Here is a 24,458-nt window from a genome sequence, read left to right on the forward strand (position 1 = left end):
TTAAAAAGAGGTTTTGACTCATGACAGATAAACGCAAAGATGGATCGGGCAAACTGCTTTACTGCTCTTTTTGCGGCAAAAGCCAGCATGAAGTGCGCAAACTGATTGCCGGGCCATCCGTGTATATCTGCGACGAATGTGTCGACTTATGTAACGACATCATCCGCGAAGAGATTAAAGAAGTCGCGCCACACCGCGAGCGCAGCGCGTTACCGACCCCGCATGAGATTCGTCATCACCTTGACGACTACGTCATCGGTCAGGAACAGGCGAAAAAGGTGCTGGCAGTGGCGGTGTACAACCACTACAAACGTCTGCGTAACGGGGATAACAGCAACGGCGTTGAGCTGGGCAAAAGTAACATTTTGCTAATCGGCCCAACCGGTTCCGGTAAAACCCTGCTGGCAGAAACGCTGGCACGTCTGCTGGATGTTCCGTTCACCATGGCGGATGCCACCACCCTGACTGAAGCCGGTTACGTGGGTGAAGATGTGGAAAACATCATCCAGAAACTGCTGCAGAAGTGTGATTACGACGTGCAGAAAGCACAGCGCGGTATCGTGTATATCGATGAGATCGATAAAATCTCGCGTAAATCCGATAACCCGTCGATCACCCGTGACGTTTCCGGTGAAGGTGTGCAGCAGGCATTGCTGAAACTGATCGAAGGGACGGTTGCTGCTGTTCCACCACAGGGTGGGCGTAAACATCCTCAGCAGGAGTTCCTGCAGGTTGATACCTCCAAAATTCTGTTTATCTGTGGCGGCGCGTTTGCCGGTCTGGATAAAGTCATCGCTAACCGTGTTGAAACCGGCTCGGGTATTGGCTTTGGCGCGACGGTGAAAGCCAAGTCTGAAAAAGCGAAAGAAGGTGAACTGCTGATGCAGGTTGAGCCAGAAGATCTGATCAAATTTGGTCTGATCCCTGAGTTCATCGGCCGTCTGCCGGTTGTCGCCACGCTGACTGAGCTGAGCGAAGATGCCCTGATTCAGATCCTGAAAGAGCCGAAAAACGCCCTGACCAAACAGTACCAGGCGTTGTTCAATCTTGAAGGCGTTGAGCTGGAGTTCCGTGATGAAGCGCTGGATGCGATTGCCAAGAAAGCAATGGCACGTAAAACCGGTGCGCGTGGCCTGCGTTCAATTGTTGAAGCAGCCCTGCTCGATACCATGTACGACCTTCCTTCAATGGAAGAGGTCGAAAAAGTGGTTATCGACGAGTCCGTCATCGCCGGCCAAACCAAGCCGCTGCTGATTTACGGCACGCCGGAAGCGCAGCAGGCATCTGGCGAATAATTCACCAGACCATACAAGCAGTTAATCAAAAAGGGGGGATTTAATCCCCCCTTTTATTTTTCCGTAAACATGGCGTTGAATGTGTGGGAAACATCCCCATATACTGGATTACATGTTAATGGTTATGTGAAGCACAGTCTCATGACCAGCTTACCTGGCGGACACTAAACTAAGAGAGAGCTCTATGAATCCTGAGCGTTCTGAACGCATTGAAATCCCCGTATTGCCGTTGCGCGATGTGGTGGTTTATCCGCACATGGTCATACCCTTATTTGTAGGGCGGGAAAAATCTATCCGTTGCCTTGAAGCCGCCATGGATCATGATAAAAAAATCATGCTGGTTGCGCAGAAAGAAGCATCAACGGATGAGCCGGGTGTAAACGATCTTTTCACCGTCGGGACCGTGGCCTCTATTTTACAAATGCTGAAGCTGCCTGACGGCACCGTGAAGGTGCTGGTCGAGGGGCTGCAGCGTGCGCGTATTACCACGCTGTCGGATGATGGCGAACATTTTGCAGCAAAAGCGGAATATCTCGACTCGCCTCAGCTTGATGAGCGTGAGCAGGAGGTGCTGGTTCGCACCGCGATCAGTCAGTTTGAAGGCTACATCAAGCTGAACAAAAAAATCCCACCAGAAGTGCTGACGTCGCTGAACAGCATCGACGACCCTGCGCGTCTGGCAGACACCATCGCGGCGCACATGCCGCTGAAGCTGGCTGACAAACAGTCCGTGCTGGAGATGTCCGACGTTAACGAACGTCTGGAATATCTGATGGCGATGATGGAGTCTGAAATCGATCTGCTGCAGGTTGAGAAACGCATTCGCAACCGCGTTAAAAAGCAGATGGAAAAATCTCAGCGCGAGTACTATCTGAACGAGCAGATGAAGGCCATTCAGAAAGAGCTCGGCGAGATGGACGACGCGCCGGACGAAAACGAAGCGCTGAAACGTAAGATCGACGCGGCAAAAATGCCGAAAGAGGCCAAAGAGAAAGCGGAAGCCGAGCTGCAGAAGCTGAAAATGATGTCTCCGATGTCGGCTGAAGCCACCGTCGTGCGCGGCTATATCGAGTGGATGGTTCAGGTTCCGTGGAATGCCCGTAGCAAGGTCAAAAAAGACCTGCGTCAGGCCCAGGAGATCCTGGATACCGACCACTACGGTCTGGAACGTGTTAAAGACCGCATCCTTGAGTATCTCGCGGTTCAGAGCCGTGTTAACAAGCTCAAAGGGCCAATTCTGTGCCTGGTAGGGCCGCCGGGGGTGGGTAAAACTTCTCTGGGCCAGTCCATTGCCAAAGCCACCGGACGTAAATACATCCGTATGGCGCTGGGCGGCGTGCGTGACGAAGCGGAAATCCGTGGTCACCGTCGTACCTACATTGGTTCTATGCCGGGCAAACTGATCCAGAAAATGGCAAAAGTGGGCGTTAAAAACCCGCTGTTCCTGCTGGATGAGATTGACAAAATGTCGTCCGATATGCGTGGCGATCCGGCTTCAGCCCTGCTTGAAGTGCTGGATCCAGAGCAGAACGTGGCGTTCAGCGATCACTACCTGGAAGTGGACTACGACCTGAGCGACGTGATGTTCGTGGCGACCTCTAACTCCATGAACATCCCGGCACCGCTGCTGGATCGTATGGAAGTGATCCGTCTTTCTGGCTACACCGAAGACGAAAAACTGAACATTGCCCGTCGTCACCTGCTGTCGAAGCAGATTGAACGTAACGCCCTGAAAGAGAGCGAACTGACCGTCGATGACAGCGCGATTATCGGCATCATTCGTTACTACACCCGTGAAGCGGGCGTGCGTAGCCTGGAGCGTGAAATCTCCAAGCTGTGTCGTAAAGCGGTGAAACAGCTGCTGCTCGACAAGTCGTTGAAGCATATTGAGATCAATGGCGATAATCTGCACGAATATCTCGGTGTTCAGCGCTATGACTACGGTCGTGCGGACAGCGAAAACCGCGTAGGCCAGGTGACCGGTCTGGCGTGGACGGAAGTGGGCGGCGATCTGCTGACCATTGAAACCGCCTGCGTACCGGGTAAAGGCAAGCTGACCTATACCGGCTCGCTGGGTGAAGTGATGCAGGAATCTATTCAGGCTGCGCTGACCGTGGTGCGCGCGCGTGCGGAAAAACTGGGTATTAATCCGGACTTCTACGAAAAACGCGACATTCACGTTCACGTCCCGGAAGGGGCAACGCCGAAAGATGGCCCAAGTGCGGGTATCGCCATGTGTACCGCGCTGGTGTCTTGCCTGACCGGTAACCCGGTTCGTGCCGATGTGGCGATGACCGGCGAAATTACCCTGCGAGGTCAGGTATTGCCGATTGGCGGTTTGAAAGAAAAACTGCTGGCAGCCCATCGCGGTGGCATCAAAACTGTCCTCATCCCGCATGAGAACAAGCGCGATCTGGAGGAGATTCCGGACAACGTTATCGCCGATCTGGAGATCCATCCGGTGAAACGTATTGAGGAAGTTCTGACACTTGCGCTGCAGAATGAGCCTTCAGGAATGCAGGTTGTGACCGCAAAATAGTGACCTCGCGCAAAGAGCGTCAATAAAAACAAGGCTGGTGAGCTATTTCGGGCTTGCCAGCCTTTTTTTGTATAGCTAATTTAGATTGCTGATTAGGCCAGCCATCAACAACGGGTGTTGTAAGGTCATGGCAGGCCTGATATAACTGCTGCGCGGTCGCGTTGTGAAGGATTCAGACGCGATATAAATTATAAAGAGAGGAAGAGAAGAGTGAATAAATCTCAACTGATTGACAAAATTGCTGCGGGTGCTGATATCTCCAAAGCTGCGGCTGGACGTGCGTTAGATGCTTTGATTGCTTCTGTTACCGAATCTCTGCAGGCTGGGGACGACGTAGCGCTGGTAGGTTTTGGTACTTTTGCTGTTAAAGAGCGTGCTGCCCGTACTGGCCGCAACCCTCAGACCGGTAAAGAGATCACCATCGCTGCTGCTAAAGTTCCGGGCTTCCGTGCCGGCAAAGCGCTGAAAGACGCGGTAAACTGATCGCTTTCTTACTTCAGGGAAGTTGAAAAGTACAAGGGCGCATCATTTGATGTGCCTTTTTTGTTTGTCCAGTCCTGATTTATGTGAGTTTATGCGAGTTGTGGGCTGACAATAGCCCCGGTTTCTTGTCACAATACGTCTTTACGCGCTGCGGTCAGGATTCCGCCAGCGTCAGGTCACCAGTCACCTACAGCGGAGTGTGGTTACACCATGATGGACAGCTTACGCACGGCTGCTAACAGTCTCGTGCTCAAGATTATTTTCGGTATCATTATCGTGTCGTTCATTTTGACCGGCGTGAGCGGATACCTGATTGGCGGTAGTGCAAACTACGCCGCAAAAGTGAACGACCAGGAAATCAGCCGTGGGCAGTTTGAGAATGCATTTGCCGGTGAACGTAACCGCATGCAGCAACAGCTGGGCGACCAGTTCTCTGAACTGGCGGCGAATGAAGGGTACATGAAGAACCTGCGTCAGCAGACGCTGAACCGTCTTATCGACGAAGCACTGCTGGATCAGTACGCTCGCGATCTCGGTCTGAGCATCAGCGATGACCAGGTTAAGAAAGCGATTTTCGCGACACCTGCTTTCCAGAATGACGGCAAATTCGATAACACCCGTTATACCGCTATCGTTAATCAGATGGGGATGTCGCCGGATCAATACGCTCAGGCGCTGCGCAACCAGCTCACCACTCAGCAGCTTATTAACGCTGTTGTAGGTACCGACTTCATGCTCAAAGGCGAAGCGGATGAGCTGGCGACGCTGGTTTCTCAGCAGCGCGTCGTGCGCGAAGCCACTTTCGACGTCAATGCTCTGGCTGCTAAACAGCAGGCGAGCGACGACGAGGTGAAAAGCTACTACGAGCAGAACAAAAACAACTTCACCGCGCCGGAGCAGTTCCGCGTAAGCTACATCAAGCTGGATGCGGCTGCGATGCAGGAAAACGCCTCCGATGCGGAGATCCAGTCTTACTACGATCAGCATCAGGATCAGTTCACTCAGCCACAGCGTAATCGTTACAGCGTGATTCAGACCAAAACCGAAGCCGACGCTAAAGCGGCGCTGGATGAGCTGAACAAAGGCACCGATTTCGCTACCGTCGCAAAAGAGAAATCGACCGATATCATCTCTGCGAAAAATGGCGGTGATATGGGCTGGCTGGAAGACGCGACCACGCCGGACGAGCTGAAAAATGCCGGCCTGAAAGAGAAAGGCCAACTCTCTGGCGTCATCAAATCTTCCGTCGGCTTCCTGGTTGTGCGTCTGGATGATGTTACCCCTGCAACAACCAAACCGCTGGCTGATGTCCATAATGAGATCGCGGCAAAAGTGAAGCAGGAGAAAGCCCTGGATGCCTTCTATGCGTTACAGCAGAAGGTGAGCGACGCGGCCAGCAATGACAACGAATCCCTGGCGGGCGCTGAGCAGGCTGCAGGCGCGAAAGCGGTGACCACCGGTTGGTTCGGTCATGACAACCTGCCGGAAGAGCTGAACTTCAAGCCGGTAGCGGATGCCATCTTTAATGGCGGTCTGGTAGGCGAAAACGGCACCCCGGGCAGCAACTCCGACATCATCTCCGTTGACGGCGATCGCGCTTTCGTACTGCGCGTGAGCGAGCACAAGCCAGAAGCCATCAAGCCGCTGGACGAAGTGAAGGATCAGATTACGGCGCTGGTGAAACACAACAAAGCCGTGCAGCAGGCGAAGCTGGATGCTGAAAAGCTGCTGGCTGACCTGAAAGCCGGTAAAGGCGATGAGGCGCTCAAAGCGGCTGGCCTGAGCTTTGGCGAAGCGAAAACCCTGAGCCGTACCGGTCAGGATCCGATTAGCCAGGCGGCATTCAGCCTGAGCCAGCCGGCGAAAGACAAGCCGAGCTTCGGTATCGCTAACGACATGCAGGGCAACGTGGTCATTCTGGCGCTGGATGAAGTAAAAGCGGGCACCATGCCGGAAGCACAGAAGAAAGCGATGGTTCAGGGTATCACCCAGAACAATGCGCAAATTGCTTTCGAAGCGCTGATGAGCAACCTGCGTAAAGAAGCCAAAATCAAGCTGGGCGATATCATAACTCAGCAGTAATTACGGCGCTGCTCGCAAGATTAAGCAACGTAATGCAATACCAGAAGGCCGCTTTCGCGGCCTTTTCCATTTCTGCAATCTGCTGTTTGTTCCTGCAAAGGGGGCCGTCTAAGGTGAGAGGGCTGTCAACAAACAAGGAGAAAACAGCATGAAACATGGAATCAAAGCCCTCTTCGTCACGCTTGCCATCGTCACGGGCGGAGTGAGCCACAGCGCGCTGGCGGCGGCACCTGCGGCCAAAACGCAGGTAGCACATAAAGCCGATGCGCCATCCATAGCCACCTCTTCCCAGCAATCAAAAGCGGCGGAAGAGGAGAAGACGCGGATCAGCATCAATACTGCCTCGGCGGATGAGCTGGCAAAGGTGATGAATGGCGTGGGGTTGAAGAAGGCGCAGGCGATTGTCAGCTACCGCGAAGAGTACGGCCCGTTTAAAACGCTGGACGATCTCCGGCAGGTACCGGGTATGGGTGGGGCGCTGGTGGAGCGTAATCTTGCCCACCTGACGCTGTAATAACTTGCACAGTGGCAAAAATTTGCCAGGATAAAGAGGTCATACCAGTTATGACCTCTGAATCTTATAATTAACTACCCTGAAGGCTATTGCGCTATGCAGACCCAAATCAAAGTACGCGGTTACCACCTTGATGTTTACCAGCACGTGAATAACGCCCGCTATCTGGAATTCCTTGAAGAGGCGCGCTGGGACGGACTGGAAAACAGCGACAGTTTCCAGTGGATGACCGCACACCGCATCGCTTTTATCGTGGTGAACATCAATATCAACTATCGCCGCCCCGCGGTGCTCAGCGATTTACTGACCGTGACCAGCCAGTTGCAGCAACTTAACGGTAAAAGTGGGGTGTTGAGCCAAGTGATCACCCTGGAACCGGAAGGGCAGGTGGTGGCCGATGCGTTAATCACCTTTGTCTGCATCGATCTGAAGACACAGAAAGCGCTGCCGCTGGAGGGGGAATTACGTGAGAAGCTGGAGCTATTAATCAAATAACCCCGCCGTATGATGCCGGGCGAAGCATCGCTTTCGCCCGGCAGACGGGCGCTATTACTTTAGGCCGGTTTTCTTCTTCATGGCCGCCATCACCCCGGCTTTTTCCGCCAGATAGTGATTCAGACCGTTCGCGCGCAGATTACACGCCGCGCACTGTCCGCAGCCATCCCCTTTGATGCCGTTGTAGCAGGTCAGCGTTTCGCTACGCACCAGATCCAGCTTGCCCCAGTAATCGGCCAGGGCCCAGGTTTCGGCTTTATCCAGCCACATCAGCGGCGTCTCAAAGCGGATATCTTTGGCCATGCCGAGGTTCACGGCGTGGTTGAGGGCTTTCACAAACTCATCGCGACAGTCCGGATAGCCCGAGAAGTCGGTTTCACACACGCCGGTGATCACCGCCTCGGCTTTCACCTGGTACGCGTAGATTGCCGTCAGGGTCAGAAACAGGATATTGCGGCCCGGAACGAAGGTATTAGGGATCCCCTCTGCATCCGGCTCATAATCGGGTACCGGAATGCTGTCGCGGGTAAGGCTGCTCACTGCCAGTTCGTTGAGCAGGGTAACATCCAGAACTTTATGCGCCCGCGCACCGAGTTTAACGGCCAGTTTCTGCGCCACCTCGATCTCTTCGCTATGGCGCTGGCCATAGTCAAAAGTGACGCAATGGACTTCATCATATTGCTGCAGAGCCTGCACCAGACAGGTGGTGGAATCCTGGCCTCCACTGAACACGACAACAGCACGTTTCATAAGACTTCCCAACGTTGAAGATTAAAGACATATGGTAACGTCTGCCCGTGGTGGCGACCAGCTTCTTCACGTTTTCGGGGCTGGTAGCCAGGCCTCGGTAAAATCAAACCAGCCACGCGGATTCAGCCGGATACCGTTTACACCCGGCGGGGCGCTGATCTGGTACTGATAGTTAAACAGCGGGGTCACTACGGCATGTTCCATCAGGCGGGAGTAAACCTCTTTTAGCGCCAGATGGCGGGCAGAGGCGTCGGGCTGCGTCTGAACGGCATCCAGGGTGGCCATCAGGTGGGCAAACTGCGGGGCGCTGAGTAGCCAGGACCACAGCGTGTCGCAGCGCAACCACTGCTCAAGGGTGTACTCCGGCGCCTCGCCTATCAACCTGTCCCCCATCATGATATCGGCGTCTGCCAACGCGGTGCAGCCATCCCAGGTTTTCGCATCATGAAAATTCACCCTGAGATGACAGCCTTCCCGGGCCAGATAGCGCTTCAGCTGTTCCGCCATGGTATGCAACTCCACCGGCAGGTGGTAAAGCAGGGTAAGCGTCTTCGGCAGAGCGGTGTCCTGTTCCTGTGCCCACTGTGGGATCGACCAGCCAGGCAGCAACTCCTGGGTCGGGGTAATAAGATTCTCATCCAGCGGCAGGGTGTGCATAAGCGAGGTGTGATGAATGATATTAATCACCCTGCGAGCCTGCGCTTCGCTTAGCCGGTCGCTCTGCTTCAGGGTGAGATAGCAAAAACCGAGGCTGATGCTGTTACTGACCAGCCGCAGGCTGGCAAGCTCCTCCGGCTCGCCAATGGCGATCTGCACCGGATGACGACAGCTGGTGCCTAAATCCTGGTCAAAAAGCTGGGGCGTGATCCAGAATTCAATCGCTTTCAGCAGGGGATGACCAAGATGATACTGCTCGTGGCTCTCAAGGCGGACAAGATCCGGGTCGAAGATCGCCAGGCGAAACGGCCCGCTCCCGATCAGGGGCTGTTCAGGGTGGGCAAGGTGGCTGCAATAGCTTGCCAGGCGGTGCGCCAGCCAGTAGTCGGGGTGATGTAACACAAAGGTCAGGCACTGGGGATGCGTTACCTCTATCTGCTTCACGCTATTGAACAGTTTGCGCAGGGCAGGCAGGGTGAGCAGCGTCGTTAACTGACGCTGAAGCTGAGTGGCCTCGACGTTATCCCCGTTATGCCAGTGCAGGGTAGAGCGGAGGTAGAAGTGCCAGCGTAACCCGTCGGGAGCGATCTCCCAGTGATGGGCCAGATCGCCCGCAGGCGCGCTGCGGGTGTCGTTGAACCGCGTCAGGCCGGAAAAGATTTGCCCCACCAGATGCTGCTCAGCGCGGCCCGGTAAAAAGCCTGGCCGGAGCGGATCGAGTGAACGGTAATAAGGAATGCGCAGCGTCGGGGTGTCGTCTTGCCACTGTCCACCCAGAAAAGGATGAAGCAGCGCCCGCAGCGCCTGAGGGGCCAGCTGGGCCAGCGCCAGCGCGTTGTGCTGCTGACCGCTTTTCAGCGCCTCTTCCATCATCGCGTTACGTAGCGACTCCGGCGTCACGTGAAAGCGCAGCTCGCCGCGCTTTCCGCGTCCGGATTGCGCATGCCAGCTCAACCAGCCTGCCTCCTGGGCCTGCCGCAGCAGCGTACGCACATGCCGTTCACTGCAAAAGCAGCGGCTGGCCAGTTCGGCCACGCTCACCTGCTGTGGCGCACCGGCAGAGGGCTGCCACAGACGCTGGAACTGATTAAGTCGATTAAGCTGACGCATAGTAAACCCGGAACAATAATTTCCATCTATTCAGTATTACTTCCGTATATAACAGGCAATACTGATGCACAAGTTAATCCCCTTCACATTTTCGGAGTTCCCATGGCGCGGCTGGCTGCATTTGATATGGACGGCACCTTGTTAATGCCGGATCACCGATTAGGTGATAAAACGCTGAGCGTGCTTAAGCGGCTGCGTGAGCGCGACGTCACGCTCACCTTTGCCACGGGCCGACATGTGCTGGAGATGCGCCATTTAATGGGCGCGCTCTCCCTTGACGCCTTTTTGATTACCGGCAACGGGACGCGTATTCACTCCGTGGAGGGGGATGTGCTCTACCGCCAGGATCTCGCCCCTGATGTGGCAGAACAGGTGCTGCACAGCACCTGGGATACCCAGGCCAGTATCCACGTGTTTAACGACACCGGCTGGCTGACAGGCAGGGACATTCCGGCCATGCTGGAAGCGCACGTCTATAGCGGCTTTCAATATCAGCTGACCGATCTGCGCCGTATCCCGGCCCACGCGGTGACCAAAATCTGCTTCTGCGGCGATCATGACGATCTCTGCCGCCTGCGCATTCAGCTCAACGAGGCGCTGGGCAACCGCGCGCATCTCACCTTCTCGGCGATTGATTGTCTGGAGGTGCTGCCGGTGGGGTGCAACAAAGGTTCCGCGCTGGCGGTACTGAGCGAGCATCTGGGGCTGAGTCTGCAGGAGTGTATGGCGTTTGGCGATGCGATGAACGATCGCGAGATGCTGGGCAGCGTAGGGCGCGGCATGATTATGGGCAATGCGATGCCTCAGCTGATCGCCGAGCTCTCGCATTTACCCGTTATTGGACACTGCCGCAACGAGGCCGTGTCCCATTTCTTAACCCATTGGCTGGATACACCTGATCTTCCTTATTCCCCCGAATAGTGAGACCCTTCCAGCAAGCCAGACAAACGTCTGGCTTTTTTTATTTCACCAGCCGGGTAATCTCCGCCAGCCAGGGCGCCACATCGCCAATATTCGCTTTTACCCATTCGGCGTTGTAGTAGGTGTCCAGGTAGCGCTCGCCGCTGTCGCACAGCAGGGTAACGATAGAGCCGGTTTGTCCCGCCTCGCGCATCCGCGCGGCAAGCTGCAACGCCCCCCACATATTGGTCCCGGTGGATGCACCCACCTTGCGGCCGAGCTGGGTTTCCAGCCAGTGGGCAGTAGCCACGCTGGCGGCATCAGGTACGCGAAGCATTTCGTCCACTACGTCCGGGATAAACGACGGCTCGACGCGAGGGCGGCCAATGCCTTCAATTTTGCTGCCCACCGGACTGCGCAGGGCAGGATCGCGCTGCTGCCAGTAATCAAGAAACACCGAATTTTGCGGGTCCACCACCATCAGGCGGGTGTCGTAGCCCTGGCAGCGAATATAGCGGCCAATGGTGGCCGAGGTGCCGCCGGTGCCGGCGCTCATCACGATATGCGCCGGCACCGGGTGGGGTTCATTTTGCATCTGCCGGAAGATACTGTCGGCAATGTTGTTATTACCGCGCCAGTCGGTTGCCCGCTCCGCGAAAGTGAACTGGTCCATATAATGGCCGTTCAGCTCCCGGGCCAGCATCTCTGACGCGGCATAAATTTCACAGGCGCTTTCCACAAAGTGGCAGCGACCGCCGTAAAATTCGATCTGTTCAATTTTGCGTTTTGCCGTGCAGGAGGGCATAACGGCGATAAACGGCAGGCCGAGCAGGCGGGCAAAATAGGCCTCAGAGACGGCGGTTGAGCCGGAAGAGGATTCAATAATGGTGGTACCTTCATTGATCCAGCCGTTACACAGCCCGTACAGGAACAGCGAGCGCGCCAGACGGTGCTTCAGGCTGCCGGTCGGGTGAGTGCTTTCGTCTTTCAGATAGAGCTGAATACCCGAAAAACCGGGCAGGGCGAGGCGGATAAGGTGTGTATCCGCCGAGCGCTGATAATCGGCGTTAATTTCACTGATGGCGTTTTTAACCCAGGTGCTATTCATCGAAGTAATCCATTTGTCATTTTGTGCCCAGCATAGCGAAAAGCACAGAAAAAATTGTTGCTATCTGGCCTTTAAAATAGAATAAGAAGAGAAAAATTTTCTCTGAGGGGGTGGGTATGCTAGATAAAATTGACCGTAAGCTGCTGTCCTTACTGCAAAGCGACTGCACCCTCTCTTTGCAGGCGCTGGCGGATGCCGTTAATCTGACCACCACGCCCTGCTGGAAGCGCCTTAAACGACTCGAAGACGAAGGCATTTTGCTGGGGCGCGTGGCGCTGCTCGATCCCGAAAAACTGGGGCTAGGCCTGACCGCGTTTGTGCTGATAAAAACGCAGCACCACAGCAGCGACTGGTACTGCGGATTCGTCAGCGTGGTATCCCAGATGCCCGAAGTGCTGGGTTTCTGGCGCATGGCGGGCGAATACGACTACCTGATGCGCGTTCAGGTGGCGGACATGAAGCGCTATGATGATTTCTATAAACGGCTGGTCAACAGCGTGCCAGGTCTGTCGAATGTCACCTCCAGCTTTGCGATGGAACAGATAAAATACACCACCGCCTTACCCATTGAATAACTTCCCGGCGCAGCCGGAATACGATCCTCAGGAAAAGACCGCGTGCGATTATTTGCTCAGCTAAGCTGGTACTTTCGCCGGGAGTGGCAACGCTATCTCGGTGCAGTGGCCCTGCTTATTATCATTGCCATTCTGCAGCTCATCCCGCCGAAAGTGGTGGGCTACGTCGTGGACGGCGTTACGGAACAGCATTACACCAACGCACGGGTGATGATGTGGATCGGCACGCTGGTACTGACGGCGGTGGTGGTCTATCTGCTGCGCTATGTCTGGCGCGTGCTGCTGTTCGGCGCGTCATACCAGCTTGCCGTTGAGCTGCGGGAAGATTTTTACCGCCAGCTTAGCCGCCAGCATCCGGAATTTTACCTGCGTCACCGCACCGGGGACCTGATTGCCCGCGCCACCAACGATGTCGATCGCGTCGTCTTTGCCGCCGGGGAAGGGGTGCTGACCCTGGTCGACTCGCTGGTGATGGGCTGCGCGGTGCTGATCGTCATGTCGACGCAAATCAGCTGGCAACTCACGCTGCTGGCGCTGCTGCCGATGCCTCTGATGGCGCTGGCGATCAAGCGCTACGGCGACCAGCTGCACCAGCGCTTCAAGCTGGCGCAGGCGGCGTTTTCCTCCCTTAACGACCGCACCCAGGAGAGCCTGACCAGCATCCGGATGATCAAAGCCTTTGGCCTGGAAGACCGCCAGTCGTCTCTGTTCGCAGCCGATGCGGCGGACACCGGGGCCAAAAACCTGCGCGTTGCCCGGATCGACGCCCGTTTTGATCCCACGATTTACATCGCCATCGGCACCGCCAACCTGCTGGCCATTGGCGGCGGGAGCTGGATGGTGATTAACGGCTCGCTGACGCTGGGGCAACTGACCAGCTTCGCCATGTATCTGGGGCTAATGATCTGGCCGATGCTGGCTCTGGCCTGGATGTTCAACATCGTCGAGCGCGGCAGTGCGGCCTATAGCCGGATCCGCGCCATGCTCGCCGAAGCGCCGGTGGTCAACGATGGCAGCGAGCCGGTGCCGGATGGGCGCGGCGAGCTGACATTCTCAGTGCGGGCATTTGTTTACCCGCATACGGAAAAAACGACGCTTGAAAATGTCCACTTCACCCTGCAACCGGGGCAGATGCTGGGCATCTGCGGCCCGACCGGGGCGGGGAAAAGTACCGTGCTCTCCCTGATCCAGCGCCACTTTGACATTGACCAGGGCGAGATCCGCTTCCACGACATCCCGCTGCCGCAACTGCAGCTGGATAGCTGGCGCAGCCGCCTGGCGGTGGTCAGCCAGACGCCATTCCTCTTCTCTGACAGCGTCGCCAACAATATCGCGCTTGGTTGCCCGCACGCGACCCAGGAAGAGATTGAGCATGTCGCCCGTCTCGCCAGCGTCCATGACGATATCCTGCGCCTGCCGCAGGGGTATGAAACCGAAGTGGGCGAGCGCGGCGTGATGCTCTCTGGCGGGCAAAAACAGCGTATTTCCATCGCCCGCGCGCTGCTGCTGAATGCCGAGATCCTTATTCTCGACGATGCCCTCTCTGCCGTCGATGGCCGCACTGAACACCAGATCCTGCACAACCTGCGCCAGTGGGGAGAAGGGCGCACGGTGATCATCAGCGCCCATCGTTTGTCGGCCCTCACAGAAGCGAGCGAAATTCTGGTGATGCAGCACGGACACATTGCCCAGCGCGGACAGCATGAACAGCTGGCGGAACAGCCGGGCTGGTATCGCGATATGTATCGTTATCAACAACTGGAAGCGGCACTGGATGACGTGCCGGAAACCGACGAGGAGGCCGCCGATGCGTAGTTTTTCCCAGCTGTGGCCTACCCTGAAGCGCCTGCTGGCGTATGGCTCGCCGTGGCGCAAGCCGCTGACGCTGGCGGTAGTGCTGCTGTGGATTGCGGCGATTGCCGAAGTAACCGGCCCGCTGCTGATCAGCTATTTCATCGATAACATGGTGGCAAAAAATTACCTCCCGATCGGCTTAGTCACCGGGCTGGCGGTGGCCTACGTCGGCCTGCAGCTGCTGGCGGCGGGCTTACACTACGCCCAGTCGCTGCTATTTAACCAGGCCGCCGTCGGGGTAGTGCAGCAGTTGCGTACCGACGTGATGGATGCCGCCCTACGCCAGCCGCTGAGCGCGTTTGATACGCAGCCTGTCGGGCAGATCATCTCCCGCGTCACCAACGACACAGAAGTGATCCGCGACCTGTATGTCACGGTAGTGGCGACAGTACTGCGCAGCGCCGCCCTGGTGGGGGCCATGCTGGTGGCCATGTTCAGCCTCGAATGGCGCATGGCGCTGGTGGCGATGGCGATTTTCCCGGCGGTAATGATTGTGATGATCATCTACCAGCGCTACAGCACGCCCATTGTGCGCCGCGTGCGGGCCTATCTGGCGGATATCAACGATGGCTTCAACGAGGTCATCAACGGCATGAGCGTTATTCAGCAGTTCCGCCAGCAGGCACGTTTTGGCGAGCGAATGGGTGAGGCCAGCCGTTCACACTATATGGCCCGCATGCAGACCCTGCGTCTGGACGGTTTCCTGCTGCGCCCGCTGTTAAGCCTCTTTTCGGCGCTGGTGCTCTGCGGGTTGCTGATGCAGTTTGGCTTTGCCGCCCGCGGCACCATCGAAGTGGGAGTGCTGTACGCCTTTATCAGCTATCTGGGGCGTCTTAACGAGCCCCTGATTGAACTCACCACCCAACAGTCGATGCTGCAACAGGCAGTTGTTGCCGGTGAGCGGGTCTTTGAGCTGATGGATCGTCCCCGTCAGGCGTATGGCGATGACGAGCGTGAACTGCAAAGCGGAGCGATTGATTTTGACAACGTCTCCTTTGCCTATCGTGACGATCGTCTGGTACTGCAGGATATCAACCTGACGGTGCCGTCCCGCAGCTTTGTAGCGCTGGTGGGGCATACCGGTAGCGGTAAAAGCACGCTTGCCAGCCTGCTGATGGGCTATTACCCGCTCACCGAGGGTGAAATTCGCCTGGACGGCCGTCCGCTGTCGAGTCTGAGCCACGGGGCACTGCGTAAAGGGGTGGCGATGGTGCAGCAGGATCCGGTCGTGCTGGCCGATACCTTCTTCGCCAACGTGACGCTGGGCCGACCGTTCAGCGAGGAGCAGGTGTGGGACGTACTGGAGAAGGTGCAGCTGGCGGAACTGGCGCGTGGCCTGCACGACGGTATTCATACCCGGCTCGGCGAGCAGGGTAATAACCTGTCTGTCGGGCAAAAGCAGCTGCTGGCGCTGGCACGGGTGCTGATTGATACCCCGCAGGTTTTGATTCTGGATGAAGCGACCGCCAGTATTGATTCCGGCACCGAACAGGCTATTCAGCAGGCGCTGGCTGCGGTACGCGAACACACCACCCTGGTGGTGATTGCCCACCGTCTGTCGACCATCGTTGAGGCGGATACCATTCTGGTGCTTCATCGCGGCCAGGCGGTTGAGCGCGGCACCCATAAGCAACTGCTTGAGGCAAAAGGGCGTTACTGGCAAATGTATCAATTACAGCTGGCCGGTGAGGAGCTGGCTGCCAGCGCGCGGGAGGAGTCCCTTAGCGCCTGATGCACTAAAATTAAGCAACCTGCCGGCCGCTGAATCGGTTGGTGCAAAAATGAAACGCACCCTGCACTGTCATGGTGCGTTTTTTTTCGCGACAACGCTGCCGCGCCTCATATTCCCTCTCTTTTCACTTTTGGCACACCCCTTGCAATACCTCTTTCGTTGGCTCGCCAAAACCGAATTCTGACTGGAGGGATATATGAAGCTGGTTACCGTGGTAATCAAACCATTCAAACTCGAAGACGTGCGCGAAGCACTCTCTTCAATGGGTATTCAGGGGCTGACCGTTACCGAAGTGAAAGGCTTCGGTCGTCAGAAGGGGCATGCAGAGCTTTACCGTGGTGCGGAATACAGCGTCAACTTTCTGCCAAAAGTGAAGATTGACGTGGCGATTGCCGACGATCAGCTGGATGAAGTCATCGACATCATTAGCAAAGCGGCCTACACCGGCAAAATTGGCGACGGCAAAATTTTCGTTGCTGAGCTGCAACGCGTTATTCGCATTCGTACAGGCGAAGCCGACGAAGCGGCACTGTAAAACAGCAGGCACACAGTGATAGGGATCGAGAAAATGAACACAACAACACTTAAAGCAGGTCTGGGGTCTCTGGCGCTGTTGCCGGGCCTGGCAATGGCTGCACCCGCGGTAGCAGACAAAGCCGATAACGCCTTTATGATGATTTGCACCGCGCTGGTGCTGTTTATGACCATTCCGGGGATTGCGCTGTTTTACGGCGGCCTGATCCGCGGCAAAAACGTCCTTTCCATGCTCACTCAGGTGGCGGTGACCTTTGCGCTGGTGTGCGTGCTGTGGGTGGTCTATGGCTACTCGCTGGCCTTCGGGGAGGGCAACGCCTTCTTCGGCAGCTTTAACTGGGCAATGCTGAAAAATATTGAGCTGACCGCAGTGATGGGCAGCTTCTATCAGTATATCCACGTGGCGTTCCAGGGTTCATTCGCCTGTATCACCGTCGGGCTGATTGTCGGAGCGCTGGCTGAACGTATTCGCTTCTCCGCCGTGCTGATCTTCGTGGTGGTGTGGCTGACCCTCTCCTACGTGCCGGTGGCGCATATGGTCTGGGGCGGCGGCCTGCTGGCCTCTCATGGCGCGCTGGACTTTGCGGGCGGTACCGTTGTACACATCAACGCCGCGGTGGCGGGCCTGGTTGGGGCTTACCTGATTGGCAAACGCGTTGGTTTTGGTAAAGAAGCTTTCAAACCGCACAACCTGCCGATGGTCTTTACCGGTACGGCGATCCTCTACTTTGGCTGGTTTGGCTTCAACGCCGGTTCAGCCAGTGCGGCAAACGAAATTGCGGCCCTGGCCTTCGTGAACACCGTTGTTGCCACGGCGGGTGCCATTCTCTCCTGGATCTTCGGCGAGTGGGCGGTACGCGGTAAGCCTTCTCTGCTGGGCGCTTGTTCCGGTGCGATTGCGGGTCTGGTAGGTATCACCCCGGCCTGTGGTTTTGTCGGTGTCGGCGGTGCGCTGATCGTTGGTATCGTGGCGGGTCTGGCCGGTCTGTGGGGCGTGACGGCGCTGAAACGTGTGCTGCGCGTGGACGACCCTTGTGATGTGTTTGGCGTGCACGGCGTGTGCGGCATCGTTGGCTGCATCATGACCGGCATCTTTGCCTCAACCTCTCTGGGCGGCGTTGGCTTCGCTGAGGGCGTGACCATGGGTCACCAGGTTCTGGTGCAGCTGGAAAGTATCGCCATCACGGTGGTCTGGTCGGGCGTGGTTGCCTTTATCGGCTACAAACTGGCGGACATGACGGTTGGACTGCGCGTACCGGAAGAGCAGGAGCGCGAAGGTCTGGACGTCAACAGCCATGGCGAGAATGCGTATAACGCGTAAATAAAAGCAAACGGCAACCTCGGTTGCCGTTTTAGCTTTTGTAGGCCGGGTAAGGCGAAACCGCCACCCGGCTTTTTCACATCAGCCCCGGTTACGCATTACCCCTTCCTGTACGGTGGATGCCACCAGCACGCCATCCTGGGTATAGAACTCGCCGCGCACAAACCCACGCGCGCTGGACGCCGAGGTGCTTTCCACGCTGTAGAGCAGCCACTCATTCATATTAAACGGACGGTGGAACCACATTGAATGGTCGATGGTGGCAACCTGCATCCCTTTCTCAAGGAAACCCACACCGTGAGGCTGCAGGGCGACCGGCAGGAAGTTGAAGTCCGAGGCATACCCCAGCAGATACTGATGCACGCGGAAATCTTCCGGCATGGCGCCGTTGGCGCGGATCCAGACCTGGCGGGCAGGCTCTGCGATGTGTCCTTTCATCGGGTTATGAAACTCAACCGGGCGGATCTCCAGGGGCTTATCGCAGAGAAACTTCTCTTTAACCTGCGGGGGCAGCAGATGCGCCAGCGCGCGGGCAATGTCAGTCTCTGAACGCAACGTATCCGGCGCAGGCGCGGGCGGCATCGTTTTCTGATGCTCATAGCCCGGCTCCGGGGCCTGGAACGACGCCGTCATATAGAAAATCGGTTTGCCGTTCTGCACCGCCGCCACGCGGCGGGCGCTGAAGCTATTGCCGTCGCGCAGGACTTCAACGTCATACACGATGGGTTTCTGGCTGTCGCCCGGGCGCAAAAAGTAGCTGTGAAAGGAGTGCACAAAGCGCTCCGCAGGTACGGTCTCTTTAGCAGCGTAGAGGGCTTGTCCCACAACCTGGCCGCCGAAAACCTGGCGTAAACCCAGATCTTCGCTTTGTCCCCGAAAGAGTCCTTCTTCAATTTTTTCCAGGTTTAATAATGTCAGCAGATTGCTTAGTGCCTGACTCATAGTCGTCCTCAATTAACACGCCGTGGCGAAAGATACGCAGAGTATAACGCAGAATTGAAAGTGGTCCGATGGGTGCAATAATCTGAATAACAGGGGGATTCCAGGCATAAATAATTGATATGTGCCACACTTAGTCTCGTTATCTTTATGTTAACCACTCATCTGGCGGTATCGATCCCGCTGGTGCATTGATGATAAGGAGAACTCAATGAAACTCGTGCACATGTTAAGTGGTTTAGCGGTAGCGGTTGCTCTCTCTGCCTGCGCGGACAAAAGCGCAGACATCCAGACGCCAGCGCCAAACCCTAACACTGCTGGCGTAGCGACGCAGCCGACTATTCAGCAGCCAAATGTCTCAGGTACGATCTGGATCCGCCAGAAAGTTGCTTTACCGCCGGATGCGGTGTTAACCGTTACCCTGTCTGATGCCTCGCTGGCTGATTCGCCATCGAAAGTGCTGGCGCAGCGGGCGACGCGTACCGAGGGTAAACAGGCCCCATTCAAATTTGAATTGCCGTTTAACCCGTCGGATGTTCAGCCCAACGCCCGTATTCTGTTGAGTGCGGCGATCACCATTAACGATCGGGTTGTTCTGATGACCGATATCGTGAAGCCGGTGATCAACCAGGGCGGTACAAAAGCCGATCTGGTGCTGGTACCGGTGCAGCAGACCTCGCTGCCGTTGCAGCCTGGTGGCGGTGCACCGACCACGGTGCCGTCAACGTCACCAACCCAGGTTAGCCCGTCTACGGCGACCCCGGCGCCAACTCAGCTTTAACGATCTCTGCCCCTCTCGCCTGAGAGGGGCATTCAGTATCGCCAGCGATATCGCTGCATATCAATTTGCCCACCCCCTGACACCTGCACGCCTTCACTGAGCAATGCCTGACGCTGACGCTGTAAATCCGGCCCGGTTAAGGAGATCGCCCCATGGCGATTGACAACCCGATGCCAGGGCAGGGTACTGCCTTCCGGCAGCCGTCTGAGGACGCCGCCGACCTGCCGCGCAGCGCGGGGAGAACCCGCCAGTCGTGCCACCTCGCCATAGGTGGTGACAGTGCCTTCGGGAATAGAAGCGACTATCTGCCATACCCGCTGGGGAAAAGAGTCGTGCTCGTCCATATTTTTCTCCTGTGTTAGGGGCATGATAGAGATTAACGGCTAATACAGGAAGAAAGCGCCCACTCTGTAAACGCTTTGCGCAATAAACCATCACCCGGACGCGGTTAACTTGCAATTGCCATGCGGTACAGTGATAATGCGCCAGCGCGTTGGTTAACAACGCTCTCAATGGGGGCTCTGTTGGTTCTCCCGCAACGCTACTCTGTTCACCAGGTCAGGTCCGGAAGGAAGCAGCCAGGGCAGACGACGTGTGTGCCGGGATGTAGCTGGCAGGGCCCCCACCCATTTCTGCTCTCCGAACGTCTTTCTCATCCCCTCATTTCTGTTATCCCCATCAACAGTGCGCATATTTTATATTTTCATTCTGGCCTGTCTATTTCGCAAATTGTCATCATACTGAAACGTGGCTGTCATTATTCTGTCATAAATTTTCTGCAGGGTAAGTGTGACATTTTTATTATCTATAAGCAGGAAATATATATCTGGATAATAATGTTAACTTCGTGTATTAATTTAAGAAAATAGTGCCAGGGATGTTAAAACCATGACGACTGCTGTCCTGAATGTGAAAATTGACGAAGCGCTAAAAGAGAAGCTTCGTCACTATGCCGAAGTGAATAATGAGAATCTCAGCGTTACCACAGAGAAGCTGCTGCAGATGGCGTTTGCTGTAGCAGATGAGGCGGGAGTAACGGAGGAGGATATCGACAATCAGCATACGGAAGAAGAGAGTGTAGCTCCATTTACTCCTAAAGAAATCAAAGCATTAAGAAAAATTCTGAAGAAGAAAAAATGAAACAACATCAACAATCAACCGCCAGCAGCTACTCAGAGGCCTGCTCGCTTCTGCGCTCTGGCTATGTCAAACATGTCCGGCTGGGCTGGGACGTTGGCAGTGATGAGTTCTTTCGAATTGCGTCTGACTGGTGTGATACCGGCGCAAAAATAAAGAAAGAAGGCGATAGTTTTGTTATTTCCCTGAAAGGTTTTCCTATCCCGGCTCAGCACTGATCTCCCCATGCTGAAAATGTCTGACTGTAACCATTACAGTCAGACATTTTTAAATCCTGCATTAATAGCGGTTATTTGTGCGCCCGCTCACTTTTTTCCCGTAATAAATATCAGCGTTGCACTCGCGTATTGATTAAACGCGGTTACACCAGCGTGCGTTTGGCGCTGTGCCCGCCGTTACTCAATGCCCGCCACAGCGGCTTGATCCGCACCAGCGCGTTTTCCAGCTCCTCAGGCTCCATGGAAAAGGGCATACGCAGGTAGCGGTCAAAGGCCCCGGAAAGCCCAAAGCGCGTCCCGGTTCCCAGATGGATGCCCGCCGCTTCGGCGCGCGTGGCCAGCTGGGTTGCCAGCCTGTCCGGCAGCTCCACCCAGAAGGAGAGCCCCCCTTCCGGCATCCGGAAGCGCCAGTCCGGGAAATGTTCCCGCAGCAGCGCCGCACAGCCATCCCGTCGCTCGCGCAGCATCTCCCGGCGGGCAGGTAAAAATGTCTCGCCGTGTTCAATCAGCCACAGGGTTGCCAGCTGCTCCAGCAGCGGCGAGCCAAGATCGAGCGTATCGCGGGTCTGGGCAAGCGTGGCGATGGTGCGTGCCGGGGCGCGGACCCAGCCCATTCGCAGACCCCCCCAGAAACTTTTTCCTGCCGAGCCCAGCGTAATGACATTGCCATTCGGGCAGAAGGAGGCCAGCGGCGGCGGGGGAGGGGCATCGAACCACAGATCCACCATGGTTTCATCCACCACCAGCGTAGTGCGGGCCCGGGCAGCAACCGCAGCGATGGCTTGCCGGCTCTTCTCGTCCATGCAGCGGCCAGTAGGATTGTGAAAATCCGGCATCAGATAGGCCAGACGTGGTGCGGTCTGGGCGAGGGTGGCGGCAAAGCCGTCGATATCCCAGCCCGTATGCGGCAGCGATACGCCCACCGGCCGACAGGACGCCCCCTGAATCGCCGCGATAGCCAGCGGATAGGTGGGGTGATCCACCACCACCCGATCGCCCGGCCCGGTGAACATGCGCAGGACCAGCGCCAGCCCGCTCACCGCGCCGTTAACCACCATCACCTCTTCTGCCCGGGTTGGCAGGCCGCGAGCCGTATAGCGTGCAGCGATGGCTTCGCGCAGCGCCAGCAATCCCAGCTGATCGTAGCCGGTTTGCGTCAGATGCTGGGTAATGGCGGTCAGGGCATGCGTATAGGCCCGATGGATCTCCGGTCCCGCAGCCAGGGCGGCAGTCGAGAGATCCAGGGCCGCGCTGGCACTGGCGCGGGTCGGGGGCGTGCGGCTGTCGGGCAGGATCACCCGCGAGCCGCTGCCGTGTCGGCTTTCGAGGTAACCTTCATCCCGCAGATGCGCAAGGGCACTGCTGACGGTGGTCCGGCTGACCGCCAGGGTTAAGGCCAGCTCCCGCTCCCCTGGCAGGCGCGTATCCAGCGCCAGCCTGCCGTCGAGGATCAGGAGGCGCAAGGCATCGGCCAGCTGGCGCCACAAAGGGGTGCGGGAGGCACTCTCCTGCCAGTGACCCAGCAGGCGAACTAATGACTGACTTCCAAATCGACGTGATGACACAGGCAGTCCACTTTTTGAAAACTGGACATTAATCATAGGGCCATTTCAGGTGATGATGAAAGCAGAAACCATCGGAGAGAGATCATGTTGCGTCGATTACTTCAGCTTTACCTCGGATTAAGCCTCTATGGCCTGTCAACGGCGATGTTTGTGCGAGCGGATCTGGGAGCCGATCCGTGGAATGTCTTCCACCTGGGGGTAGCCAAACTGCTGGCAATGGATATTGGCACCGTCATGATCCTCACCGGGGCGCTGGTCCTGCTGTTCTGGATCCCGCTGCGCCAGCGTCCGGGCCTCGGTACGATAAGCAATGTGATTGTGATTGGTCTGGCCGCCGATGCGGCACTGGCGTTTATTCCGGCCATCGATTCCCTGATGGCCCGCAGCCTGTTGCTGGCAAGCGCAGTGATTGTCAATGCGCTGGCGACCGGGATGTACATTGGTGCCGGATTTGGCGCCGGGCCGCGCGACGGCCTGATGACCGGAATCAACGCCCGCACCGGCTGGTCGGTTCGTCGCGTACGCACGGCGATTGAAATTTCGGTTCTGCTGATTGGTTGTGTTCTCGGCGGTACCTTTGGTGTGGGAACCGTGCTTTATGCGTTGAGCATCGGTCCGCTGATCCAGATCTGCCTGCCGTGGTTTCGGCACAAACCGCGGATCCTTGTGCCAGAGCCAGGAAGCGTTGTCTGATTTTGCGAAGCGCTCACATGCTTTACGCCAGGCGTTATGACAGAATAGGCGCATCCGTCCCTGCAGCGTGAACCGCATGAAAGCCATAACCCTCTACGATGTCGCCCGCCTGGCGGGCGTCTCCTATCAAACCGTCTCGCGGGTCATTAATGACGCGGCCCATGTCTCTGCCCGTACCCGGGAGAAAGTGCTCCAGGCGATGGCCGAGCTGCACTATGTCCCTAACCGCGGTGCACAGCAGCTGGCAGGCAAACGCACCCTTACGCTGGGATTGATCACCACCGATCTGGCGCTGCATGCTCCCTCGCAGATTGCGTCGGCGGTGAAGACGCGGGCAGGGGAGCGCGGGGCGAGCGTGTTGATCTCGATGGTCGAAAATCCGCAGCAGTGCCTGGCGGCAGTCCAGGAGTTACTGGCCCAGCGCGTGGAAGGATTGCTGGTCAACGTCCCACTGGAAGATGAACTGGCAGAAAGCCTGCAGGCGCAGGCCGTTCCGGTGCCGGTATTATTTCTTGATGTCACACCTCATGCCCGGGTCCACAGCCTGGTGTTTGATGCAGAGCAGGGGGCTCACCTGGGGGCGCAACATTTGCTGGCGCTGGGCCATCAGCGGATCGCGCTGCTCGGCGGGCCGCAAAGTTCCGTCTCTGCCCGGGCGCGGCTAGCGGGCTGGTTATCATCTTTAGGCGAGGCGGGTCTGGAACCCTGCTCCGTCCTTCAGGGGGACTGGAGCGCGGCCTCGGGGTATGAAAAAGGCCATCAGCTGCTGGCCGGGGCTGTTCTCCCGCAGGCGATCCTGGTGGCTAACGATCAGATGGCCCTTGGCGTGATGCGTGCCTGCGCCGAAAAAGGGATTGCGGTGCCGGGTCAGATCTCGGTGGTGGGTTTTGACGATACCACCGACAGCGCATGGTTTACCCCGCCGCTGACCACGGTTCGCCAGGCGTTTCGTGAGGCAGGCCTGCGCAGCGTGGAGTGGCTGCTGGCGCAGCAGGGCAGCGCCGGAGAGACACCTTTGCAAACCCGGCTGCCGGTGACGCTGATCGAGCGTCATTCTACTGCCCGGGAAGGGATCCCACAGGGGAGCGACGATCTGGCTCAGCAGCTAAAATCGCTGGCGCTGCTGGCGGAACAGCTGGCCCGCCGATAATGCTTTTGTGATCGCCATCGCTTCAT

General features: G+C 56.9%; 23 protein-coding genes and 1 other RNA gene. 18 read left to right on the top strand and 6 right to left on the bottom strand.

From position 1 onward, the window contains the following. Positions 1–20: 20 nt before the first annotated feature. From clpX to NB069_RS04740, 6 genes are all read left to right on the top strand, one after another. Positions 21–1,295 (top strand): ATP-dependent protease ATP-binding subunit ClpX, encoded by a 1,275-nt coding sequence (clpX, locus tag NB069_RS04715; protein WP_039032380.1) that lies wholly within the window; start codon positions 21–23, stop codon positions 1,293–1,295. 184 nt (positions 1,296–1,479) lie between these two features. Further along, positions 1,480–3,834 carry an endopeptidase La gene (lon, locus tag NB069_RS04720; RefSeq protein WP_250587985.1) on the top strand — a complete coding sequence of 785 codons (2,355 nt, stop codon included), beginning with the start codon at positions 1,480–1,482 and terminating at the stop codon, positions 3,832–3,834. A gap of 210 nt (positions 3,835–4,044) precedes the next feature. Beyond that, the gene (hupB, locus tag NB069_RS04725; RefSeq protein WP_002444653.1) at positions 4,045–4,317 is read left to right on the top strand and encodes a nucleoid-associated protein HU-beta; all 273 of its coding nucleotides are present in this window, start codon (positions 4,045–4,047) and stop codon (positions 4,315–4,317) included. A 210-nt stretch (positions 4,318–4,527) separates the two neighbouring features. After that, complete coding sequence (gene ppiD, locus NB069_RS04730) at positions 4,528–6,399, top strand: peptidylprolyl isomerase (RefSeq protein ID WP_250587986.1); 1,872 nt, start codon at positions 4,528–4,530, stop codon at positions 6,397–6,399. Positions 6,400–6,547: 148 nt separating this feature from the next. After that, positions 6,548–6,913, top strand: coding sequence for a helix-hairpin-helix domain-containing protein (locus tag NB069_RS04735; RefSeq protein ID WP_250587987.1), 366 nt, complete (start codon positions 6,548–6,550; stop codon positions 6,911–6,913). A gap of 96 nt (positions 6,914–7,009) precedes the next feature. After that, a complete protein-coding gene (locus NB069_RS04740; RefSeq protein WP_250587988.1) occupies positions 7,010–7,408 on the top strand; it encodes a YbgC/FadM family acyl-CoA thioesterase in 399 nt (132 codons plus the stop codon). 54 nt (positions 7,409–7,462) lie between these two features. On the opposite strand, the gene queC is transcribed toward NB069_RS04740, so the two are convergent. Then, positions 7,463–8,158 carry a 7-cyano-7-deazaguanine synthase QueC gene (gene queC / locus NB069_RS04745; RefSeq protein ID WP_250587989.1) on the bottom strand — a complete coding sequence of 232 codons (696 nt, stop codon included), beginning with the start codon at positions 8,156–8,158 and terminating at the stop codon, positions 7,463–7,465. 66 nt (positions 8,159–8,224) lie between these two features. After that, entirely contained in the window at positions 8,225–9,925 is a 1,701-nt protein-coding gene (locus NB069_RS04750; RefSeq protein WP_250587990.1) for an SgrR family transcriptional regulator, read from the bottom strand. A gap of 102 nt (positions 9,926–10,027) precedes the next feature. Between NB069_RS04750 and cof the strand changes: the two genes are divergently transcribed. Next, entirely contained in the window at positions 10,028–10,846 is an 819-nt protein-coding gene (gene cof, locus NB069_RS04755) for an HMP-PP phosphatase (protein ID WP_250587991.1), read from the top strand. Between the two features lie 40 nt (positions 10,847–10,886). Here the strand turns inward: cof and NB069_RS04760 are convergent, their stop codons facing one another. Continuing rightward, entirely contained in the window at positions 10,887–11,933 is a 1,047-nt protein-coding gene (locus NB069_RS04760) for a PLP-dependent cysteine synthase family protein (RefSeq protein WP_250587993.1), read from the bottom strand. 116 nt (positions 11,934–12,049) lie between these two features. Between NB069_RS04760 and NB069_RS04765 the strand changes: the two genes are divergently transcribed. The 5 genes from NB069_RS04765 to amtB all read left to right on the top strand — a co-directional run bounded on the left by NB069_RS04765 (position 12,050) and on the right by amtB (position 17,949). Further along, the gene (locus NB069_RS04765) at positions 12,050–12,508 is read left to right on the top strand and encodes an Lrp/AsnC family transcriptional regulator (RefSeq protein ID WP_039032389.1); all 459 of its coding nucleotides are present in this window, start codon (positions 12,050–12,052) and stop codon (positions 12,506–12,508) included. A 42-nt stretch (positions 12,509–12,550) separates the two neighbouring features. Then, complete coding sequence (locus tag NB069_RS04770) at positions 12,551–14,323, top strand: SmdA family multidrug ABC transporter permease/ATP-binding protein (protein ID WP_250587994.1); 1,773 nt, start codon at positions 12,551–12,553, stop codon at positions 14,321–14,323. Beyond that, positions 14,316–16,094, top strand: a complete 1,779-nt coding sequence (locus tag NB069_RS04775) for a SmdB family multidrug efflux ABC transporter permease/ATP-binding protein (RefSeq protein WP_250587996.1) — start codon at positions 14,316–14,318, stop codon at positions 16,092–16,094. Before NB069_RS04770 ends, NB069_RS04775 begins: the two co-directional genes overlap by 8 nt. A gap of 196 nt (positions 16,095–16,290) precedes the next feature. Continuing rightward, complete coding sequence (glnK, locus tag NB069_RS04780; RefSeq protein WP_250588001.1) at positions 16,291–16,629, top strand: P-II family nitrogen regulator; 339 nt, start codon at positions 16,291–16,293, stop codon at positions 16,627–16,629. Between the two features lie 33 nt (positions 16,630–16,662). Beyond that, positions 16,663–17,949: an ammonium transporter AmtB gene (amtB, locus tag NB069_RS04785; RefSeq protein ID WP_250588003.1), complete on the top strand. Its 1,287-nt coding sequence runs from the start codon at positions 16,663–16,665 to the stop codon at positions 17,947–17,949. An 81-nt stretch (positions 17,950–18,030) separates the two neighbouring features. On the opposite strand, the gene tesB is transcribed toward amtB, so the two are convergent. Continuing rightward, on the bottom strand, positions 18,031–18,891 hold the full coding sequence (gene tesB, locus NB069_RS04790) for an acyl-CoA thioesterase II (RefSeq protein WP_250588005.1): 861 nt from the start codon (positions 18,889–18,891) through the stop codon (positions 18,031–18,033). Positions 18,892–19,099: 208 nt separating this feature from the next. Between tesB and NB069_RS04795 the strand changes: the two genes are divergently transcribed. Continuing rightward, on the top strand, positions 19,100–19,669 hold the full coding sequence (locus NB069_RS04795) for a YbaY family lipoprotein (protein WP_250588007.1): 570 nt from the start codon (positions 19,100–19,102) through the stop codon (positions 19,667–19,669). A gap of 32 nt (positions 19,670–19,701) precedes the next feature. Here the strand turns inward: NB069_RS04795 and NB069_RS04800 are convergent, their stop codons facing one another. Continuing rightward, positions 19,702–20,013 (bottom strand): MGMT family protein, encoded by a 312-nt coding sequence (locus NB069_RS04800; RefSeq protein ID WP_434543605.1) that lies wholly within the window; start codon positions 20,011–20,013, stop codon positions 19,702–19,704. A gap of 178 nt (positions 20,014–20,191) precedes the next feature. On the opposite strand from NB069_RS04800, the gene ffs reads away from it, so the two are divergent. The 3 genes from ffs to NB069_RS04815 all read left to right on the top strand — a co-directional run bounded on the left by ffs (position 20,192) and on the right by NB069_RS04815 (position 21,024). Continuing rightward, positions 20,192–20,288, top strand: an RNA gene (gene ffs, locus NB069_RS04805) — signal recognition particle sRNA small type. 269 nt (positions 20,289–20,557) lie between these two features. After that, positions 20,558–20,809, top strand: coding sequence for a hypothetical protein (locus NB069_RS04810; RefSeq protein WP_039032396.1), 252 nt, complete (start codon positions 20,558–20,560; stop codon positions 20,807–20,809). Next, positions 20,806–21,024, top strand: a complete 219-nt coding sequence (locus tag NB069_RS04815; protein WP_039032397.1) for a hypothetical protein — start codon at positions 20,806–20,808, stop codon at positions 21,022–21,024. The genes NB069_RS04810 and NB069_RS04815 overlap by 4 nt, the downstream gene beginning before the upstream one ends. A 143-nt stretch (positions 21,025–21,167) precedes the next feature. On the opposite strand, the gene NB069_RS04820 is transcribed toward NB069_RS04815, so the two are convergent. Continuing rightward, positions 21,168–22,589, bottom strand: coding sequence for a PLP-dependent aminotransferase family protein (locus NB069_RS04820; RefSeq protein ID WP_250588009.1), 1,422 nt, complete (start codon positions 22,587–22,589; stop codon positions 21,168–21,170). Positions 22,590–22,673: 84 nt separating this feature from the next. Here NB069_RS04820 and NB069_RS04825 point away from each other — a divergent pair, with 84 nt between their 5' ends. Continuing rightward, the gene (locus tag NB069_RS04825) at positions 22,674–23,282 is read left to right on the top strand and encodes a YczE/YyaS/YitT family protein (protein WP_250588011.1); all 609 of its coding nucleotides are present in this window, start codon (positions 22,674–22,676) and stop codon (positions 23,280–23,282) included. A gap of 76 nt (positions 23,283–23,358) precedes the next feature. Then, positions 23,359–24,432 (top strand): LacI family DNA-binding transcriptional regulator, encoded by a 1,074-nt coding sequence (locus NB069_RS04830; protein WP_250588013.1) that lies wholly within the window; start codon positions 23,359–23,361, stop codon positions 24,430–24,432. Positions 24,433–24,458 lie beyond the last annotated feature (26 nt).

Source organism: Leclercia adecarboxylata (genome assembly GCF_023639785.1).
GTDB classification, from domain to species: domain Bacteria; phylum Pseudomonadota; class Gammaproteobacteria; order Enterobacterales; family Enterobacteriaceae; genus Enterobacter; species Enterobacter adecarboxylatus_D.